Source organism: Agrobacterium sp. RAC06, from assembly GCF_001713475.1.
Classification (GTDB): Bacteria; Pseudomonadota; Alphaproteobacteria; order Rhizobiales; family Rhizobiaceae; genus Allorhizobium.
Map to the genome: position 1 here is coordinate 2,113,300 of NZ_CP016499.1, position 15,979 is coordinate 2,129,278.

Below are 15,979 nucleotides of genomic sequence, written 5' to 3' on the forward strand. Positions count from 1 at the left end.
AAGGTGGAACCTCAGGCGGCGCGATCGACAGACCGCGAACGACCGGCCTCGATGCGGAACTGCTGGAGCAGATCCCGCAGGGCATCGGTCTGGGCCGAGAGATCCTGTGTGGCGGCGGTCGCTTCCTCAACCATCGCAGCATTCTGCTGGGTCATCTGGTCCATGCGACCGACGGCACCATTGACCTCCTGCAGCGCGCCGGACTGCTCGCTGCTCGTCTCGGCAATCTTCTCGATATGCTCGCTGATCATCGCGATCTGGCCGCCGATGCGCGAGAGCACGGTTCCCGTCTGCTGAACGTGGGTGGAGCCGTTCGCCACCTCTTCGGCAGAACGGTTGATGAGCGCCTTGATTTCCTTTGCGGCACCGGCCGAGCGCTGGGCCAGTTCACGCACTTCCTGGGCAACGACGGCGAAGCCCTTGCCGGCCTCCCCGGCGCGGGCGGCTTCGACGCCAGCGTTCAGAGCGAGCAGGTTGGTCTGGAAGGCGATCTCGTCGATGACGCCGATGATGTTGGAGATCTGACGCGAGGCTTCCTCGATGCGGCCCATGGCCGAAATCGCGCTGCCGACGACGACAGCGGATTCGTCGGCGTTCTGTTTCGCCTCGCGGACGACGCCATTCACCATCTCGGCGCGCTCCGAGGACGAGCGGACGGCTGCGGTGATCTCATCGACCGCGGCAGCGGTCTCCTCAAGCGAGGCTGCCTGCTGCTCGGTGCGGCGGGCGAGATCGAGTGCAGACTGCGCCATCTGGCGGCCATTGTTCTGGATCTGGTCGACGTTGCCGGAGATCTGATGCATCGTGTCGCGCAGACGCGACAGCGACAGGTTGAAGTCGTTGCGGAGCTGTTCCAGGCGTCCGTGGAAGCGGCCTTCGATCTCGAAGGAAATATCGCCATTGGCAAGACGCTCCAGCGCCTGGGCGAGCTTGCCGACGGCATGTTCGATCTCCCGGTCGAGCGCCTGCTTTTCCTCGTCGTTGCGGCGACGCTCGGCTTCCGCTTCCATCTGCTCGCGCTGCCGCTCGGATTCGATCTCGAGCTTGGTGCGGGCGTTCGTCTTGAAGACGGCGAGTGCGCGGGCCATGGCGCCGATCTCGTCACCGCGCTTGTCGCCGGCAATGCCGGCTTCGAGGTCACCTTCAGCAAGGCGCTGCATGCTTGTGGTGATGCGGGTGATCGGCCGCTGCAGGGTCAGGACCAGCGCGATACCGCCGATGACGGCGAGGAGGACACCGGCGATCATTGTGCCGATCGACAGGCGGTTTGCTTCCTGGCGCTCCGTGCCGGCGACATCCTTCTGCAGATCGGCAAAGGAGGTCAGCGAGGCCCAGATGGCATCCATCGTGCGGCTCGCCTGATCGAAGCTCGCGATGCGTTCGGCGCTGGTCTTCACGAGGGCTTCGGTATCGATCGTCAGCGAGACCAGCAGCGGTGTGATGGCTGCCGTCAGGCTGTCGTAGAAGGCCTTGTCGGCGATACTGCCGCCGAGAACCGCAAGGTTGTCGCCGATCAGCTTGATCTGGCGAAGGATCGGCTCGCGGGTCTTGTCATCCTTTACGTTCAGGAAAGTGGCGGTCATGATGCGCAGATCATAGACATCGGCGATCAGGGTGCGGCTGCCGACGAGAACATCGGCCGCCTGTACGGCGCCGGTCTCGACAGCGGCGAACTTCTGCACGGACTCGGCATATTTGACGGCGGCACCGGCGCTGAGCGTCGCTTCGAAGCCGCGGAAACGCGAGATGATCGAGCCAACGGCACGGGCGTTCTCAAGGCTCATGTCGCCGGTCGCGACCTTCGCCTTGATCTCGTTGATCGCAGCCAGGAGGGCCTTGCCCATGTCCCTGCTTTCAGCCGGCAGGGCATTGGCAATCTTGCGCTGGGTCTTGACCAGTTCAGGCAATTGTTTCTGCAGGTAGGGGAATTGCTCTTCAGGGGTTCCTGCGGAGAAGAAGCCCTGGAAGACTTCCGAGAGGTGCTTGGCACCGGAAGACAGGCGCTCGGCTTCCTTCAAGGCACCCTTCGCATCATTTTCACCACCGACGACGGCGCGCTGCAGTTTCTGCGCCTCATCCGACACGCGGATCTGCTGCGCCATCAGGCCCGTCAGATGGTTCTGGATGGAAGTGGCCAGCTTCACCTCCGCCTCGTGCAACTGCCAGAGCGCATCGATCTTCTCGTTGACGGCACCCGTGCCGGCAATCGCCTCATCGAGGAAGTTGCGCCCCATGCCGTCGGCGCCGATTTCCGAGATGTTCTGCGTGAGCGTCGACTGCTGGGACGCAAGCTGGTTCAAGACGGTGCTGCGCGTTTCTTCCGAGGTCTGATCGAGGAAGTGGGTCATGGCGGCGTTGACGTTCCGGAAGCCGTTCAGCGAACGCATCGTGCCGTTGGAAATTTCCATGCGCTGCTGCAGGAGGCCGGATGCGTAGAGGCCCATGAGACCGACTGCGGTGATCGACAGGACGAAGGGCAGCACAAAGGCAATGACCTTGGTCGATATCGAAAAGCGCGACAGTATTTGATCGATCAACATTGTTCCTCCAAACGAAAACGGCATCAAAGCTGCGCCGCAACCTTAAAAAAGTGGCGGCTCTGACTGTCGTCTTCGCCGTCTTTGCTCCTACCAGCCCAAACAGTTGCAGTAAAAGTCTCAAGACGGAGTTAAGGCCAAAGGCTGACATCCCGAAGCGGGACAGAGATCGTTGATCGAGGAAAAGCTAGCACCGCCAAAGGGTCGGGGTGTCAAAGAGTGGCTGTCGTCAAACCGCTGAAAAGCGACTTGCTGCCACTAACAGGGAGGACCGTCGAGACGCCCTAGCCGAGGAGACCAAAGGCAAGTGCAGCGACAGCGCTTGCGGCATAAAAGCAGACGATACTCACATGACGCAACCGGTCGCGCTCTGCGTCACGGGTGCGGGTGGCGGCAATGGCGATGGCACGGGGCTTGCGGGTCTCATGGTTCATGGGGCGCGGTCCTTGATGCAGCCAGGGAGGGTCATGCCCTTGCGGGGCCTTAAGCCGGCCAAACCTCATGTCGCGATATCAGACGATATCGCACCGGCATTCGGGCAGGATGACCGACGCATGTTAACAAGCCCTGAATTACAGATATAAGCTTGTCCGGAGCGTGAGACTTTGCTCAGACGGACTCGCCAACCGCATGGCCGGAGGCCCAGGCCCACTGGAAATTATAGCCCCCGAGCCAGCCTGTCACATCGACACACTCTCCGATGAAGTAGAGGCCCGGCACGATTTTCGCCTGCATGGTACGGCTGTCGAGCGCGCCGGTATCGATGCCGCCGAGCGTTACTTCCGCCGTACGGTAGCCTTCCGACCCCGCCGGTTTGATCGGCCAGCGACGAATGCGGTCGGCAAGCGATGACAAGGCCTTGTCGGGGAGATCAGCGAGAGGACGTTCCAGCTTGGCGGTCTCCGCCAGATATTGCGAAAGGCGCTTGGGCAAATGTTGGGCGAGCACCGTCTGCACCTGCTGGCGCCCGTTTTCGCGCTTTGCCGCCTTCAGGAGCTCCGCAAAATCCGTCTCGGGCTGCAGAGAAAGCAGAATCTCGTCCCCTTCCCTCCAATAGCTTGAGATCTGCAGGATGGACGGACCGGACAGTCCGCGATGGGTGAAGAGAAGCGCCTCGTGGAAGCGGGTCTTGCCGCAGGAGACGTCCGCATCGACGGCAACACCCGAGAGCTCCGACAATTCGCCGAGCAGATTGGGTTCGAGCGTCAACGGCACCAGCGCGGGCCGGGTGTCGGTCACGGGCAGGCCGAACTGCTCGGCGATGCGATAGGCAAAGCCGGTCGCGCCCATCTTGGGGATCGACTTGCCGCCGCAGGCAACCACCAGACTGTCCGCGGCAATCGGGCCTTCGCTGGTGGTGAGGCGGAAACCGTCCGGTCCCTTCTCCAGTTCGGAGATCTCGCAGGAGAGTTTCAGGTCGACATGTACCGCGCGCATCTCCTCTAGAAGCATGCGAATGATGTCTTTCGCGCTGTCATCGCAAAAGAGCTGGCCGAGGGTCTTTTCGTGCCAGGCGATCTTGTGGCGGTCGACCATGGCGATGAAGTCTGACGGTGTGTAGCGGGCGAGCGCCGACTTGGCGAAATGCGGGTTCTCAGAGATGTAGTTCTTCGGCGTGGCATGGATGTTGGTGAAGTTGCATCGCCCGCCGCCTGAGATGCGGATCTTCTCACCCGGGGCCTTGGCGTGGTCGAGGACGATGACGGATTTGCCACGCCGGCCGGCGGTAAAGGCCGCCATCATGCCGGCGGCACCGGCTCCGATGATCGCGACGTCGTACTTCCTGGCCATGCTGCTGCTCCCGGGGATCTGCCGCCTGTCTCGACAAACTTATGATCAAAGTCAACGCGTCCGGCTGGCCAAAGGCCAAAGTCTGGCTATGATGACCTGCATTAACAACCAACCGGTGAGACATGCCCGCGAAGAAATCCATGATGAGATCCCACAACGCTCCCTCCAAGAAGGCGGTGATCCCGCCGGATCCAGGATCCAAGCGCGGCGTCTCGAACTGGAAGGAAGCGGCCACCTGGCTCCGGGCGCGCGGCATCGAGGATATCGAGTGCATTACGCCTGACCTCGCCGGCGTGCCGCGCGGCAAGATGATGCCGTCGTCGAAGTTCACGTCCAACACGTCGTTGGCGCTTCCCTCGGCACTCTACCGCCACACGATCTCGGGCGAATATCCTGACGAGACGGAGAATTTCCGCTACGAGCCGCGCGACAGCGATCTGAAGCTCTTGCCGGATCTTTCGACGCTTTCGGTCGTGCCGTGGGAGACCGATCCGACCGCACAGGTGATCTGCGACATCGTCAATGTGGACGGGGAGAACGTCTCCTACACGCCGCGCAATGTGTTGAAGAACGTGCTGCGCCTTTATGACGAAAAGGGCTGGAAGCCGGTGGTCGCGCCGGAAATCGAGTTCTATCTCGTCGCCATGAACGACGACCCGGACTATCCGCTGCATCCGCCGAAGGGCCGCTCCGGTCGCTCGATCATCGGTGGCCAGGGCTATTCGATCGCCGCCATCAACGAATTCGACGAGCTGATCGACGACATCTATCACTTCTCGGAGAAGCAGGGGCTCGAGATCGACACCCTGATTCACGAGGAAGGGCCGGCACAGCTCGAAATCAACCTGCGCCACGGCAATCCGATCGAGCTTGCCGACCAGGTCTTCATGTTCAAGCGCACGATCCGCGAGGCGGCGCTGAAGCACGGGATCTATGCGACCTTCATGGCCAAGCCGATGCAGGGGCAGCCGGGATCCGCGATGCACATCCACCAGTCGGTCGTCGATGCCAAAACAGGCAAGAATATCTTCTCCAATCCAGACGGCTCTGCCTCGCCGGAATTCTTCCACTTCATCGGCGGCATGCAGAAATATGTACCAAGCTCGCTGGTGATGCTGGCGCCTTACGTGAATTCCTACCGTCGCCTGACGCCGGACATGGCCGCACCCGTCAACAATGCCTGGGGTTACGACAACCGCACGACGGCCTTCCGCGTGCCGGTCTCGGATTCCGCCGCACGGCGCGTCGAAAACCGCCTGCCGAGTTCGGATGCCAATCCTTATCTTGCGCTCGCGGCTTCGCTCGCCTGTGGTTATCTCGGCATCGTCAAGGAAATCGAACCGACGGCAGCGGCGGAAGGGTCGGCGAACGAGGGATCCGTCGATCTGCCACGCGGCCTGCTGGAAGCCGTTGCCCTGCTCGAGGGTGAAACCGACTTCCACGAGGTCTTCGGTTCGGAATTCGTCGGCCTCTATGCCGGCGTGAAGCGCGGCGAGTTCGAGACCTTCATGCAGGTGATCAGCCCGTGGGAACGCGAATTCCTCCTGCTCAACGTGTGAGGGAGGCGCCCCCATGACATGGCAAAGCCCGATCGCGCCGGGGATTTCGTGGTATCAGGCGAGTGTTGGCGAGCGGCCGGAATACCCGGCCCTCGACGGTTCCACCTCTGCAGACGTCGCCATCATCGGCGGCGGCTTTACCGGCCTGCAGGCCGCATTCAACCTTGCCCGCCTCGGCGTCTCGGTCGTGCTGATCGAGGGGGGCCGCTTCGGTGACGGCGCCTCGGGTCGCAATGGCGGCCAACTCGGCACCGGCCAGCGCGCATCTCCGGCAGAACTGGAGACCGAACTCGGCCTCGAGCGGTCAAAGGCGCTGTTCGAGATGGCGGAGAACGCCAAGCATTACCTGCTGGACTTCGCCGAACAGCACGGCATCGATATTGAATATCTTCCGGGGCAGATGAATGTCTCGCACAAGCGCGGTGGGGAAGAGGAATATCGGCACGAGGCCGAGATCATGGCCGTTCGCTATGGCTATCCGCATATTTCCTTCATGGACCGGGAAGAAACCCATGAGCGTGTCGGCTCGACGCGTTATCACTACGGCGTGCGCGATACCGGCACGGGGCACATCCATCCGCTGAAGCTGCTGGTTGGTCTGGCAAGGGTCGCGGCGGCGGCCGGAGCTCGCATCCACGAGATGACGCACGCGAACGCCATTCGCCAGGAAGGCGGCAAGACCTTAATCGACACGCCGCGTGGCACGATCACTGCCGACCGTCTGCTGATCGCGACCAATGCCTATATCGGCAATCTGGAGCCGGTGACGGCGGCCCATGTGATGCCGATCCGCTCCTTCATCGGGGCGACGGAACCGCTGGACATGTTCCCGCAGGTGCTCAAGGGCTCGGAGGCAGTTGCCGACAGCCGGTTCGTGGTGCGCTACTTTCGCAAGAGTCGCGATGGGCGGCTTCTGTTCGGCGGGCGCGAGGCCTATACCGCCGATAGCCCCCGCGATATCTCGACCCATATCCGCCGGCAAATCGCCGAGATCTATCCCGATCTCAAGACCATCGAGATCACCCATGGCTGGGGCGGATCGGTTGGCATTACCCTGCCGCGCAAGCCTTTTGCCCGGGATGTGATGCCCGGCGTAACCTCACTTGCGGGTTATTCGGGACACGGCGTGATGCTCTCCAACTATTGCGGCAAGATGTATGCCGACATGGTGGCCGGCAATGCCCGAGAGCTGGACGTGCTCAAGGACCTGAAGATCCCGCCCTTCCCAGGAGGTGCCAGCCTGCGCAAGCCGCTGCTGTTCCTCGCGCTCACCTGGTATGCGCTCCGGGACCGTTTCTGATACGTGAGTGCCACCTGCCGGAGCCGCTCACACTGGGCGCTGGCAGGTGTGTTTGATTGTCGCAGAACACACTTTGTTCTTCCTTCCAGCGCCATCCAAAGACAATTTCCACCCGGTCGGGGTGGCTTTTTTAAATCGATTAGATTAGAACCTATCCAACGAATTTGCCGAACGAGAGATGCGCATGAGCAGCCAGATCATCCCCGTTGAACCCTTTGACTACGTCGTCTTCGGCGGCACCGGCGACTTGGCCGAGCGCAAGCTTCTGCCGGCTCTGTTCCACCGCCAGCTCGCGGGTCAGTTGACGGAGCCGACCCGTATCATCGGTGCTTCACGCACGGCGATGACGCATGAAGAGTATCGCAAGTTCACGCTCGACGCGCTTCATGAGCACCTGAAGGCCGAGGAGCTGGAAGAGAGCGAAGTCGCAAAGTTTCTCGATCGCGTCCATTACGTCTCTGTCGATGCCAAGTCGGACCAGGGCTGGGAAGATCTGAAGAAGCTGCTCGACCAGGGCAAGGATATCGTTCGGGCCTTCTATCTCGCCGTGTCCCCGTCGATCTTTGGCGACATTGCCGACAAGATCCGCGACCACAAGCTGATCACCAAGTCGACCCGCATCGTCGTCGAAAAGCCGATCGGCCGTGATCTCGCCTCGGCGCAGATCCTGAACGACACGATCGGCAAGGTGTTCAAGGAAGAGCAGATCTTCCGCATCGACCACTATCTCGGCAAGGAGACGGTGCAGAACCTGATGGCGTTGCGCTTCGCCAACGCGCTCTACGAGCCGCTGTGGAATTCCGCCCATATCGACCATGTGCAGATCACGGTGGCGGAATCCGTCGGCCTCGAGGGCCGCGTCACCTATTACGACAAGGCCGGCGCGCTGCGTGACATGGTGCAGAACCATATCCTGCAGCTCCTCTGCCTCGTGGCCATGGAAGCACCCTCCTCGCTCGACGCTGAGGCCGTGCGCGACGAGAAGCTCAAGGTGCTGCGCTCGCTGAAGCCGATCACGCCGGCCAATGTCGAGAAGCAGACGGTTCGCGGCCAATACCGCGCTGGCGCTTCCGCCGGTGGTGCCGTCAACGGTTACCAGGAAGAGCTGGGCTCCGTGTCCGACACGGAAACCTTCGTCGCCATCAAGGCCGAGATCAACAACTGGCGCTGGGCGGGCGTGCCCTTCTACCTGCGCACCGGCAAGCGTCTGGCGACCCGCATGTCGGAGATCGTCATCGCCTTCAAGCCGATCCCGCATTCGATCTTCGGCGATGCAGCCGGCCGCATCGAGGCCAACAAGCTGGTCATCCGCCTGCAGCCGGACGAAGGCGTCAAGCAGTGGCTGATGATCAAGGATCCGGGTCCGGGCGGCATGCGCCTGCGCCACGTGTCGCTCGACATGAGCTTCGCCCAGGCCTTCGACGTGCGCAATCCGGATGCCTATGAACGCCTGCTGATGGATGTCATCCGTTCGAACCAGACGCTGTTCATGCGCCGCGACGAAGTGGAAGCCGCATGGAACTGGTGCGATCCGATCCTCAAATCCTGGGAGGAAATCGGCCAGAAGGCGCAGGGCTATACGTCCGGCACCTGGGGCCCGAGCCAGGCCATTGCGCTGATCGAGCGTGACGGCCGCACCTGGCACGAAATCGACTGAGGCCCGGACCAATGGCGCATCAGATGAAGATTTTCGAGAACGGAGCCGCTCTTGCGGCTGGTCTCGCCGATACCGTGGCTTCGGCCTTGTCGGCTGCGATTGCCGAGCGCGGCGAAGCGACGCTTGCCGTCTCCGGTGGCTCGACACCCAAGGCTTTCTTCGAGGCGCTGTCGACACGCATCCTCGACTGGACCAAAGTGAAAGTCACCTTGGTCGACGAACGTTTCGTGCCCGAAGACAATCCGCGTTCGAACCATCTGCTGGTCAAGACGCATCTTCTGAAGAATGAAGCGGTGGCGGCGGAATTCGTGCCGCTCTACCGTCCTGAGGCAACGATCGAGGATGCTGCGAAGACAGCGTCCGGGATCGTGACGGGCATGAGCCAACCTTTCGACGTGGCGATCCTCGGCATGGGGACGGATGGGCATACCGCCTCCTTCTTCCCCGGCGGCGATCACCTTGCTGCAGCACTCGATCTTTCGCTGCCGCGCCGCGTCATGACCATGGAAGCGCCGGGGGCGGGCGAGGCTCGCCTCACCCTCTCCTTCTCGGCGCTTCACGATGCCGGCCTTCTCGTGGTTCACATCGAGGGCGCCGAAAAGAAGGCCTTGCTGGAGAAGGCGCTTGCCGGCACGGACGAGGCAGAGATGCCGATCCGGGCCGTTCTTGAACGGGCCCACACCGCAACCGACATCTACTGGGCGCCCTGAGGGAGAGCCCTCGCCTGTCGGAGCGTTCCGGCAGGTGATGCGCATAAGACGAGTTTCACGGCCGAGGAGGCCTTTGCGCGATGTGCGCCTTGAGCGCCCGCGCCAGATGAGGAGCAATATCTCATGAGTGCAGACAGCCGCATCGAAGCCATCACCAAGCGGATCGTCGAGCGTTCCAAACCGACCCGCGAAGCCTATCTCGACCGCACACGTCGGGCAATCTCCAAGGGCGTGCATCGTTCGACGCTGTCATGCGGCAACCTCGCCCATGGCTTCGCCGTCTGTTCCCCCAAGGACAAGGAAGCCCTGGCCGGCGACGTGGTGCCGAACCTCGGCATCATCACGGCCTATAACGACATGCTCTCGGCCCACCAGCCCTTTGAGACCTATCCGGCGCTGATCCGCCAGGCAGCATCCGAAGCCGGCGGCGTGGCACAGGTCGCGGGTGGTGTTCCCGCAATGTGCGACGGCGTAACCCAGGGCCAGCCGGGCATGGAGCTCTCGCTCTTCTCGCGCGATGCGATCGCGATGTCGGCGGCCATCGGCCTGTCGCACAACATGTTCGACAGCTCCGTTTATCTCGGCGTCTGCGACAAGATCGTGCCCGGTCTGATGATCGCTGCCCTCACCTTCGGCCACCTGCCCGCCGTATTCGTTCCTGCCGGACCGATGACGACCGGTCTCCCGAACGACGAGAAGTCGCGCATTCGCCAGCTCTATGCCGAGGGCAAGGTCGGGCGTGCGGAACTGCTCGAAGCGGAATCCAAGTCCTATCATGGGCCGGGCACCTGTACCTTCTACGGTACGGCCAACTCCAACCAGATGCTGATGGAGATCATGGGCTTCCACCTGCCCGGCGCCTCCTTCATCAATCCGGGCACGCCGCTGCGCGACGCTCTCACCAAGGAAGCAACCAAGCGCGCGCTCGCCATTACCGCGCTCGGCAACGAGTTCACGCCAGCGGGCGAGATGATCGACGAACGCTCGATCGTCAACGGTGTCGTCGGTCTGCACGCAACCGGCGGCTCCACCAACCATACGATCCACCTGATCGCCATGGCGCGAGCCGGCGGCATCCAGCTCACCTGGCAGGACATTTCGGAGCTTTCCGACATCGTGCCGCTGCTCGCCCGCGTCTATCCGAACGGGCTTGCCGATGTGAACCATTTCCACGCTGCCGGTGGCATGGGCTTCCTGATCAAGCAGTTGCTCAAGGCTGGTTACGTGCATGACGACGTACGCACCGTCTACGGCCAGGGTCTGGCTGCCTATACGATCGATCCGAAGCTCGGCGATGACGGTAACGTCCACCGAGAGCCGGCAGCGGAGGTGAGCGCCGATCCGAAGGTGCTGACAACGATCGACAAGCCTTTCCAGGCCAATGGCGGATTGAAGATGCTGACGGGAAATCTCGGCAAGGCGGTCATCAAGATTTCGGCCGTCAAGCCGGAGCGCCATGTCGTCGAAGCCCCCGCGATCGTCTTCAACGATCAGCAGGAACTGCAGGATGCTTTCAAGGCCGGCAAGCTGGAAAAGGACTTCATCGCCGTCGTTCGCTTCCAGGGTCCCAAGGCCAACGGCATGCCGGAACTGCACCGTCTGACACCACCGCTCGGCGTTCTTCAGGATCGCGGCTTCAAGGTGGCGCTCGTCACCGACGGGCGCATGTCCGGCGCCTCGGGCAAGATCCCGGCAGCGATCCACCTGACGCCGGAAGCCGTCGATGGCGGCGCAATTGCCAAGATCAAGGACGGAGACATTGTCCGGCTGGACGCTATCGCCGGCACGCTCGAAGTTATGGTCGATGCCGCAGAATTCGATGCCCGGCCGCTGGCGACGACCAATCTGGATGACAATGAATTCGGTATGGGACGCGAGTTGTTTGCGAGCTTCCGCAGGATCGCCGGGCCTGCCGACCAAGGCGCAAGCGTCTTGTTCTGAATCCGTCTTTTGCGCACATGTTTGACTAGAGGCCGCGAGCGATCGCGGCCTTTTTTGTCTGTTCCGACTGACAGTGTTCGTCCGGCAGTGTGTTCGCAAACGCGTCCTTTAATAAATTCGACACTTCTAATTTTATATAATTTGATACAGAAACAAACGCGATATCAATAGGTTATACAAAACGACGATTCTGCTGCTGCACCTTCGCCCTTTGTCTACCTTTTGAATGTGCGGTCCGGTTTCTGAAGCAGGAAGTTGGCCAAAGGACCAAGGCAACATGTTTGGAATGTCCAGCAACACCCACTCGCAGCTTGAATCGCTTGAGGTCATTACCGCGAACATCATGATCGCCGACGACAAACTCAACATCCGCTACATGAACACCGCTACGAAGGCGATGTTGAAGGAAGCGGAGAGTGACCTGAAGAAGGAATTGCCGCGCTTCGACTTCGACAGGCTGATCGGCAGCAATATCGACATCTTCCACAAAGATCCCGGGCATCAGCGTAACATGCTGTCGAGCCTGAAGAATCAGCACAAGGCAACCATCTGGGTCGGCCACCGGGCTTTTGACCTGATCGTCACGCCGTTGAAGAATGGCGCCAAAACCACCGGCTTCGTCGTCGAATGGGCCAACGCCAAGGAACGGTTGCAGAACCTCGATTTCCAGAACCAGATGGAGGCCATCAGCCGCGTCCAGGCCATCATCGAATTCACGCCGCAAGGGGAAGTGGTCTCGGCCAATCAGAACTTTCTTGATGCCCTCGGCTACCGAATGGACGAGATCAAGGGCAAGCAGCACAGTCTGTTTGTCGACCCCGAATATGCGCGCACGCCTGACTATCAGGATTTCTGGACGCAGTTGCGAGCCGGCAAGTTCCAGGCCGCCGAGTTCACCCGCTACGGCAAGGGCGGCAAGAAGGTCGTGATAAACGCCTCCTACAATCCGATCATGGACGATCGCGGCCGTGTGACCAAGGTGGTGAAATTTGCCACCGATGTGACCGAGCGCGTGCATGCCGTGGACACGATCGGCGATGCGCTTGGACGCATGGCCAAGGGCGATGTCAGCTTCACGATCGACAGACCCTTCGCTCCTGATTTCGAAGCTCTCAGAACCAACCTCAACGACGCCATGATACAGCTCGCGACCACACTCGGTGCCGTGGCGCAATCGACCGACCAGATCGACAGCGGCAGCCGCGAGATCAGCTCGAGCGCCGAAGACCTGTCGAAACGCACGGAACAGCAGGCGGCTTCGCTCGAGGAGACGGCAGCGGCCCTCGACCAGATCACCGTCAACGTCAACAACGCCTCGAAGCGTGCCGAAGAGGCCCGTCACGCCACCCAGGCGGCCGACACAAGCGCTACCCGCTCTGGCCAGATCGTCGCAGAAGCCGTGGGGGCCATGGCACGCATCGAGCAGTCCTCGAACCAGATCTCCAACATCATCGGGGTGATCGACGAAATCGCCTTCCAGACGAACCTGCTGGCGCTGAATGCCGGTGTCGAGGCGGCTCGCGCGGGTGAAGCGGGCAAGGGTTTTGCCGTCGTTGCGCAGGAAGTCCGCGAGCTCGCCCAACGGTCGGCGCAGGCGGCGAAGGAGATCAAGGAGCTGATCCGCAACTCGTCCGAAGAGGTGAAGAACGGCGTCAAGCTCGTCAGCGAGACCGGTGAGGCCTTGAAGACGATCCAGGACAACATTGTTGCGGTTAACGACCACATGCAGGCCATAGCCAGTTCGGCACGCGAACAGGCAACCGGCCTCTCCGAGGTCAACTCGGCGGTCAATCAGATGGACCAGGTCACCCAGCAGAACGCGGCCATGGTGGAAGAGTCCAACGCTGCGAGCGCCACGCTGGCAACGGAGACACAGCGGCTTCGCCAGTTCATCTCCCGCTTTACCCTCGGCAGGCACTATACCGGCCAGCAGGGTGCGACGTCAGCATCCCATGGTGCGGCACGCGCTCACACGCCATCCAGCCCGGCAGCAGCACCCCGGCGCGCACCGGGACGCCCGGCGCAGACGCATGGAAATGCCGCTCTCAAGCAGGACGAGTGGCAGGAGTTCTGAGCCTGACAAGGGTCGCGCCCGCACGCCGGGCGCGACGCCACACTTATGGGCGCGGCATCTTTGCAAAGCCCTTGCCCAGGATCGGGCCTGTCGGCTTGCCCGTCGGTGATCCACCCAAAGGCTCCACCGTGATCTCGTAGAGCTGCTCCTCCATCGGGCCGGGAAGATCAGGCCCTTCGACTGTTGCCGTCCGCCAGCCGTCGAGAACGCCGAGCGATACCGGTCCGGTATCGCTTGACGGCAGCGTCCAGAGCTGCAGCGACCGGTCTGCTGCCACGGACACGTCGGAGAGCGGGATCACCTTGGCCGTGTCATTGCCGAAATCCTCGATCATGACGACCGGCTCGCCCTGTTCATTCATCAGGACGGCGATGACCTGTGGCTCCGCGCTGCGGAGAAGGGTAAAGGACAAGGCACCGACGAGCAGGAGCGAGGCGGCCGCAGCCGACAGACCGAAACCTCGCCACCAGGAGAGGCCGTTGTCGTTGACAGCCGCTGGCGGAGCGGCGGCGCTCTTCGTTCGCTCCTGCGGACCAAGCTGTCGTTCAATCCTTGCCCAGAGATCGGGAGAGACACTCGTGGTCGGACCGACGAGGTCGAGCTCCAGGAACTTATCACGCGACACGGCAACGGCACGGGCGAGGCTCTCGTCGCGTTCCATCTCGGTTTCGGTTGAACGATGCTCGTCCTCGTCCATCAGTCCGAGAACATAGGCATCGGCGCGTTCGGCTAAAGTGTGCCATGTGCTCATGCCATGCACTCCCTCAGCGCTACCAGCGAGCGGCGGATCCAGGCCTTGGCGGTCCCAAGCGGCAATTTCAAACGACCGGCGATCTCGCCATGGCTGTAGCCGGAGACATAAGCCATCATGACCGTCTTGCGACGCAGCCCGTCGAGCCGTCCAAGACAGGCGCGCAGGCGGCTTGTTGTATCGAGCTGATCGAACAGATCGTGATAGAGGGCATCCGCGCCCTCATCCTGCAGTCGCTCGAGGCTGTCCGTTTCAGTCAGATCTTCCCGCCCACCATCCCGGAGTGCATTCAGCGAGCGTGACCGAACAATTGCAAAGATCCATCCGCGCGCGGAGCCGCGCGACGGATCGTACTGCCAGGCCTTGTTCCAGATCTGCAAGAAGGCTTCCTGGACGATTTCCTCCGCCAGGTCGTGACGACGCAAGATTCGCTCAGCCACCGTGACCATGCGAGCCGCCTCGCTTTCGTAGATCAAGGCCAGGCCGTTGCGATCCCCTGCGGCACAGGCTTTCAGTGCCACACCGAGCTTATCTTGCTCATTCTCCATCCAGCTTCCTTCCAAGAACCTGCGCGGAAAGTAGCTCACCCGTCTGATTTGGCAACCTGCACCACATGCACCCGCCGAAGAACTGCCGCTCGTCATCGCCACGTCCATGAGTTTCTCCTTCATTTCGGAGACACGCGACGAGCGTCTCTGGATGCAGAAGAAAAAAACTTCTGACGCCTGCATCCAATCGGCATCTGCCGCGTGTCTTTGGTTCAGGAGGCACCAGATCGGTGTCGCCACCATCCAAACGGGAGAGTTTTCCATGACCAGCATCCGTATCCTCAGCCTTGCCGCAGCCACCGCCCTTGCGGCCTTCGGCGCCCAGGCCGCTCAGGTCGTCGGTCTCGCAGGCGACAAGACGCTCGTGATGTTCGACACTGAAAAGCCTGAAGTCTCGAAGTCGATGGACGTCACCGGCGTCGATCGCCTCGTCGGCATCGACTACCGTCCGGCCAATCAGACCATCGTTGGCGTGACGGCGGACAATGTCATCGTCACCATCGATCCGGAAACCGGCGCGGCAACGGAACTCGCCAAGATGGACAAGCCGCTGACGATCGGCGATGCGCCTGTGGTCGTGAACTTCAACCCGGCGGCTGACCGGCTGCGCTACATGACCGGCACCACCAATCATCGCGTCCATCCCGACACGGGTGCCGTGACCGTGGACGGCAGCCTCGTCTTCGAGGAAGGCGACATGCACAAGGGCGAAACCCCGAATACAGTCGCTGCCGCCTATACGAATTCTGTCGGCAAGCCGGAAAAGACCGCGATGTACAACATCGACGCGACGATCGGCGCGCTCATCCAGCAGACCAAGCCGAATGACGGAACGCTGAAGGCGATCGGCAAGCTGGGCATCGAGGGCATGCCGAAGACCTATGCCTTCGACATCGAAGCGGGAGCCGACGGCAAGAATACCGCCTGGCTGGTTGCCGATAGCGCACTCTACACGGTCAGCCTTGAAACGGGTGCAGCAACGAAGACCGGTGACATCACCGGTGCGCCGGCGGCGATCAAGTCGATCACGGTGATCCCGGCGATGTAAGCCAGAGCTTACAAGGGGCCTGTATCCGCAGGCTCCGCCAAGCAAAGCGAAAAGGCCTCCGCG

The 15,979-nt window shown here is 61.7% G+C and carries 12 protein-coding genes; 7 read left to right on the forward strand and 5 right to left on the reverse strand.

What is annotated here, in order from left to right; all coding sequences use genetic code 11:
- Positions 1-11: 11 nt before the first annotated feature.
- From BSY240_RS10240 to BSY240_RS10245, 3 genes are all read right to left on the reverse strand, one after another.
- Positions 12-2,540 (reverse strand): methyl-accepting chemotaxis protein, encoded by a 2,529-nt coding sequence (locus BSY240_RS10240; RefSeq protein ID WP_069042239.1) that lies wholly within the window; start codon positions 2,538-2,540, stop codon positions 12-14.
- A gap of 281 nt (positions 2,541-2,821) precedes the next feature.
- The gene (locus BSY240_RS24135; protein ID WP_153761431.1) at positions 2,822-2,971 is read right to left on the reverse strand and encodes a hypothetical protein; all 150 of its coding nucleotides are present in this window, start codon (positions 2,969-2,971) and stop codon (positions 2,822-2,824) included.
- Between the two features lie 175 nt (positions 2,972-3,146).
- A complete protein-coding gene (locus tag BSY240_RS10245) occupies positions 3,147-4,328 on the reverse strand; it encodes an NAD(P)/FAD-dependent oxidoreductase (RefSeq protein ID WP_150127449.1) in 1,182 nt (393 codons plus the stop codon).
- A 143-nt stretch (positions 4,329-4,471) separates the two neighbouring features.
- On the opposite strand from BSY240_RS10245, the gene BSY240_RS10250 reads away from it, so the two are divergent.
- The 6 genes from BSY240_RS10250 to BSY240_RS10275 all read left to right on the forward strand — a co-directional run bounded on the left by BSY240_RS10250 (position 4,472) and on the right by BSY240_RS10275 (position 13,569).
- Positions 4,472-5,887 carry a glutamine synthetase family protein gene (locus BSY240_RS10250; protein WP_371418507.1) on the forward strand — a complete coding sequence of 472 codons (1,416 nt, stop codon included), beginning with the start codon at positions 4,472-4,474 and terminating at the stop codon, positions 5,885-5,887.
- Between the two features lie 13 nt (positions 5,888-5,900).
- The gene (locus BSY240_RS10255; RefSeq protein WP_069042241.1) at positions 5,901-7,187 is read left to right on the forward strand and encodes an NAD(P)/FAD-dependent oxidoreductase; all 1,287 of its coding nucleotides are present in this window, start codon (positions 5,901-5,903) and stop codon (positions 7,185-7,187) included.
- Between the two features lie 184 nt (positions 7,188-7,371).
- Entirely contained in the window at positions 7,372-8,844 is a 1,473-nt protein-coding gene (zwf, locus tag BSY240_RS10260) for a glucose-6-phosphate dehydrogenase (protein WP_069042242.1), read from the forward strand.
- An 11-nt stretch (positions 8,845-8,855) separates the two neighbouring features.
- Positions 8,856-9,554: a 6-phosphogluconolactonase gene (gene pgl, locus BSY240_RS10265; protein WP_069042243.1), complete on the forward strand. Its 699-nt coding sequence runs from the start codon at positions 8,856-8,858 to the stop codon at positions 9,552-9,554.
- 123 nt (positions 9,555-9,677) lie between these two features.
- The gene (gene edd, locus BSY240_RS10270) at positions 9,678-11,495 is read left to right on the forward strand and encodes a phosphogluconate dehydratase (RefSeq protein WP_069042244.1); all 1,818 of its coding nucleotides are present in this window, start codon (positions 9,678-9,680) and stop codon (positions 11,493-11,495) included.
- Between the two features lie 277 nt (positions 11,496-11,772).
- On the forward strand, positions 11,773-13,569 hold the full coding sequence (locus tag BSY240_RS10275) for a methyl-accepting chemotaxis protein (protein ID WP_069042245.1): 1,797 nt from the start codon (positions 11,773-11,775) through the stop codon (positions 13,567-13,569).
- A gap of 43 nt (positions 13,570-13,612) precedes the next feature.
- Here BSY240_RS10275 and BSY240_RS10280 read toward each other — a convergent pair whose 3' ends face one another.
- Positions 13,613-14,320 carry an anti-sigma factor gene (locus BSY240_RS10280; protein ID WP_069042246.1) on the reverse strand — a complete coding sequence of 236 codons (708 nt, stop codon included), beginning with the start codon at positions 14,318-14,320 and terminating at the stop codon, positions 13,613-13,615.
- Positions 14,317-15,141: a sigma-70 family RNA polymerase sigma factor gene (locus BSY240_RS10285; RefSeq protein WP_442856004.1), complete on the reverse strand. Its 825-nt coding sequence runs from the start codon at positions 15,139-15,141 to the stop codon at positions 14,317-14,319. The genes BSY240_RS10280 and BSY240_RS10285 overlap by 4 nt, the downstream gene beginning before the upstream one ends.
- Here BSY240_RS10285 and BSY240_RS10290 point away from each other — a divergent pair.
- A complete protein-coding gene (locus BSY240_RS10290; protein WP_069042247.1) occupies positions 15,131-15,916 on the forward strand; it encodes a DUF4394 domain-containing protein in 786 nt (261 codons plus the stop codon). The two genes, BSY240_RS10285 and BSY240_RS10290, sit on opposite strands and share 11 nt — an antisense overlap.
- Positions 15,917-15,979 lie beyond the last annotated feature (63 nt).

Excerpts from the sequence above, each read along its gene's own strand:
- BSY240_RS10275 (WP_069042245.1), top strand. The coding sequence starts at position 11,773 with ATGTTTGGAATGTCCAGCAACACCCACTCGCAGCTTGAATCGCTTGAG.
- BSY240_RS10240 (WP_069042239.1), bottom strand. The coding sequence starts at position 2,540 with ATGTTGATCGATCAAATACTGTCGCGCTTTTCGATATCGACCAAGGTC.
- BSY240_RS10250 (WP_371418507.1), top strand. The coding sequence starts at position 4,472 with ATGAGATCCCACAACGCTCCCTCCAAGAAGGCGGTGATCCCGCCGGAT.
- BSY240_RS10245 (WP_150127449.1), bottom strand. The coding sequence starts at position 4,328 with ATGGCCAGGAAGTACGACGTCGCGATCATCGGAGCCGGTGCCGCCGGC.
- BSY240_RS10285 (WP_442856004.1), bottom strand. The coding sequence starts at position 15,141 with ATGCTGGTCATGGAAAACTCTCCCGTTTGGATGGTGGCGACACCGATC.
- zwf (WP_069042242.1), top strand. The coding sequence starts at position 7,372 with ATGAGCAGCCAGATCATCCCCGTTGAACCCTTTGACTACGTCGTCTTC.
- edd (WP_069042244.1), top strand. The coding sequence starts at position 9,678 with ATGAGTGCAGACAGCCGCATCGAAGCCATCACCAAGCGGATCGTCGAG.
- BSY240_RS10255 (WP_069042241.1), top strand. The coding sequence starts at position 5,901 with ATGACATGGCAAAGCCCGATCGCGCCGGGGATTTCGTGGTATCAGGCG.
- BSY240_RS24135 (WP_153761431.1), bottom strand. The coding sequence starts at position 2,971 with ATGAACCATGAGACCCGCAAGCCCCGTGCCATCGCCATTGCCGCCACC.
- BSY240_RS10280 (WP_069042246.1), bottom strand. The coding sequence starts at position 14,320 with ATGAGCACATGGCACACTTTAGCCGAACGCGCCGATGCCTATGTTCTC.
- pgl (WP_069042243.1), top strand. The coding sequence starts at position 8,856 with ATGGCGCATCAGATGAAGATTTTCGAGAACGGAGCCGCTCTTGCGGCT.
- BSY240_RS10290 (WP_069042247.1), top strand. The coding sequence starts at position 15,131 with ATGACCAGCATCCGTATCCTCAGCCTTGCCGCAGCCACCGCCCTTGCG.